The 3,243-nt window shown below is 61.6% G+C and carries 3 protein-coding genes; 1 reads left to right on the forward strand and 2 read right to left on the reverse strand.

All coding sequences use genetic code 11. The features are described 5' to 3' along the window. Together L9Z73_RS31250 and L9Z73_RS28110 are read right to left on the reverse strand one after the other, a co-directional pair. Positions 1 to 161 (reverse strand): hypothetical protein (locus L9Z73_RS31250; RefSeq protein WP_282598785.1); only part of this gene is annotated, 161 nt, incomplete at its 3' end. A gap of 68 nt (positions 162 to 229) precedes the next feature. Beyond that, positions 230 to 2,623, reverse strand: coding sequence for a hybrid sensor histidine kinase/response regulator (locus tag L9Z73_RS28110; RefSeq protein ID WP_247408008.1), 2,394 nt, complete (start codon positions 2,621 to 2,623; stop codon positions 230 to 232). Between the two features lie 287 nt (positions 2,624 to 2,910). Between L9Z73_RS28110 and L9Z73_RS28115 the strand changes: the two genes are divergently transcribed. Then, on the forward strand, positions 2,911 to 3,243 hold a 333-nt coding region (locus L9Z73_RS28115), incomplete at its 3' end, for a bifunctional hydroxymethylpyrimidine kinase/phosphomethylpyrimidine kinase (protein ID WP_247408010.1).

The raw sequence follows: 3,243 nt of genomic DNA on the forward strand, positions 1-3,243 counted from the left end.
GCCAGCGCGCCGTAGGCATCGATTTGCGGCGCGGCCCAGCCAGCGCCGAAATGGCGCGACCAGTCTTGCAGCGGCACGTCGATGCGGTACAGGTTGACGCCGTCCAAGGAGGGCGGCTGGTTGGTAACGTCGTGGGTTTCGGCGAACTGATGCAAGTTCATGACGGGCCTCCTGGAAAAAGGCCACCGGGGGTTGCGGCCCAAATTTCAGTTAAGCACCGTCATCTCGCTTAAAAAAGTGGCATACGCGCCGAATGTCCGGCGCTTTCACCCTCTAGCGGGCACAGCAGCCGGCGCTCCAATACCGCCTGCAGCGCGTCGAAACGTACCGGCTTGACCAAGCGTTCGGTGATGCCGATGCCATGGCTACGCTCACGTTCAGACACATTCAGCGTGGCGCCCAGGGCGATCACCGGTAACTCGCCGCAGCCGGGCAACGCACGAATCTGACAGCACAACGAGAAGCCGTCTTCAGGTGTATCCAGCAGCACCGCGTCGAAGGTTTCCCCCTGCAACGCCGCCAACGCCGCCGGCCCGCTGTCCACGGTTTTCACCCGATAACCGAGCTTGAGCAACATGCCACGCACCGCCCACTGGCCGACGCTGTTGTCGTCCACCAACAGCACCGTGCACTGCGCAGGCGTGCGTTCGCGCTCAGGGCTCGCCGGGCGTGGCTCGAGCTGCAGCGCGGTGACCGCCAGTTCCAACTGGAAGCGACTGCCCTTGCGCGGTTCGGAATGATGGGTGAGGCGCCCGCCGAGTAATTCGATCAGTTGCCGGCAGATCGCCAGACCAATTCCCAGGCCGCCGTATTCGCGCGTCGTCGAGCCATCGAGCTGGAAGAAACGCTGGTACAGGGTGGCCTCGTCGAGAAAAGCAAAGCCGATGCCCGTGTCGGTGACGATAAAACTCAGGCGCACTGCGCCGTCGCTCAGGGGCACGCCGACCACCCGCAGACGCACGGCGCCTTCGTGGGTGAACTTGAAGGCGTTGTCCAACAGGCAATCCAGGCACTGGCTGAGTTTGTCGGCGTCGCCGTGCAGGCGGTCGGGCAACTCGTCGGCGACATCGATGGAAAAGGCCAGACCTTTGCTCTGCGCGCTGGCGCTGAACTGCTGGCGCAAGGTGCCGAGCACGCCGCGCAGGCTGAACACCTTGGGCTGGGCGCTCAGGCGTCCGGCCTGCAATTCGGTGAGGGTGAGGATGCCATTGACCATGCGCATCATGTCCCGCGCCGAGCCGGCGGCGGTTTGCTGGTACTGCGCCAGGTCGTCGTCCAGGGGCACGGTCTGCATCAGCTCAAGGGAGCCGATCACGCCATTCATCGGCGTGCGCAGTTCGTGGGTCAGGGTGGCGAGGAACTCGTCCTTGAGCCGGTTACTGCGGGCCAACTGCTGGTTGAGTACTTCGAGTTTCTGGCTCGCGTCGTAGAGGATCTGCGCCTGTTGCTCACGCATGCTGTTGATGCGATCCGCCAGGGCCAGGGACAACAGCGCCACTTCGATCGCCGAGCCGATCTGGCTGGCGTACATGGTGAGGAACACGTTGGGCAGGTAGCCCAGCACCATCAGGGTGTTGACCACACCGCCCAACAGGAACGCCGACCAGGCAATGATGAAATAGCGCGCCACCCGCTGCCCGCAGTACCAGGCCTTGATGGCGGCGACAAAGATGGTCACGGTAAACACCAGCGCCAAACCGGTAGCCAGGCGCAGCGCCAGGGCGTAGCTGGTCATCAGCGAGAGCAGCATCACCACCGCGCCGCAGGCCACCAACCCCAGCAACAGGCGATTGATCCAGCGGCTGTGCTGGGCGGTGTGCAGGAAGCTGCGGGCGAACAAGCTGCCGAACAACGCCGCCGAGCCGATCAGGAAGGGCGTCGCGGCATTCGCCCACCAGGGGTTGTTCGGCCAGAAATACTCCACCGCCGCGCCGTTCACCGACAACTGGTATAGGCCAAACGAGGCGATGTAGAAGATGTAATAAAGGTAGCTGGTGTCGCGCACGCTGAGGTAGATGAACAGGTTGTACACCAGCATCCCCAGCAACACGCCATAGATCAGGCCCAATACGTACAGGCGCAGCGGTTGCTGCTCAAGGTAGGCGGTGCTGGACCACAGCGTCAGCGGCGCCTGGATCGAGCCTTCGCTTTGCAGGCGCAGGTAGACGGTCTTGGTTTCGCCCGGTGTGAAGTCGAGCTTGAACAGGTAGTTGTTCTGGCGAATCTCGCGACTGGAAAACGGCAGGGCATCCCCGGTGCGACCGGCCAGGCGATAGTTGCCGGTGCTGTCGGGCAGGTACAGGTCAAGGTGGTCGAGGGGCGGATAGGCTAACTCCAGCAGCCAGGTGCGCTGGGTTTCAGGCTGCTTGGGCAGGTAGCGCAGGTTGACCTTGAGCCAGAACACCGAGCGCGAATAGCCGGCGTTGAGGGTGTCTTTGTCGTGGGGTTTGAACTGTGTGGCGGCGGTGGGAGCACTCACATCGGCGATGGTCAGGGTGTTAGTTGGGTCTTCGAGCACTTGCATGGCACGGCCCAAGGGCAGGCTTCGAGTGTCTTGGGTGAACTCAATGGCGTTGGCGAACAGCGGTAGCCCGCACAACAATAAAATCAGCAAATAGCGCATAGAGCCCCAGCGTGGCCTGTCCGGTTATGTCAAATAGCCCCCATTCCTTTTGAGAAGACGTATACCGGCGATACAGTAAGTTATTTGAATCCACTTTAGCATAGCCGCTAAAGGCCATTGGACACCATCAAGATAATTTTTAAAGAGGCTCTAGAACAAGGCTTTCAGCGGCTTATTCAACTAAAAATCGATACTAGCAAACAGCCATAAACACCCACGAATACCGACAAAATTCAGCCATCGCCAGACGGCCACGCCAAAAGCGTTTGGTGGTAAGCTCGCGCACCATGAATATCTACAGCTCTCGCCCCGTTGTCCTCTGTCTCTCCGGCCATGATCCCAGTGGTGGCGCCGGCTTGCAGGCAGATATCGAAGCCCTGCTCGCCCAGGGTTGCCATGCGGCTCCGGCCGTTACCGCGCTGACGGTGCAGAACACCGTCAATGTCAGCGATTTCCGCGTGCTCGACCGCGAGTGGGTACTGGCCCAGGCCAATGCCGTGCTCGGCGATTCGCAAGTGGCGGCGGTCAAGCTGGGTATGCTCGGTTCCTCCGCGATGGTCGACACCGTGGTCGAACTGCTGCAGGCGCACCCGCACTTGCCGGTGGTGTGCGACCCGGTG

Source organism: Pseudomonas emilianonis (assembly GCF_023072625.1).
Lineage (GTDB): Bacteria > Pseudomonadota > Gammaproteobacteria > Pseudomonadales > Pseudomonadaceae > Aquipseudomonas > Aquipseudomonas paraveronii.

Excerpts from the sequence above, each read along its gene's own strand:
- L9Z73_RS28110 (WP_247408008.1), bottom strand. The coding sequence starts at position 2,623 with ATGCGCTATTTGCTGATTTTATTGTTGTGCGGGCTACCGCTGTTCGCC.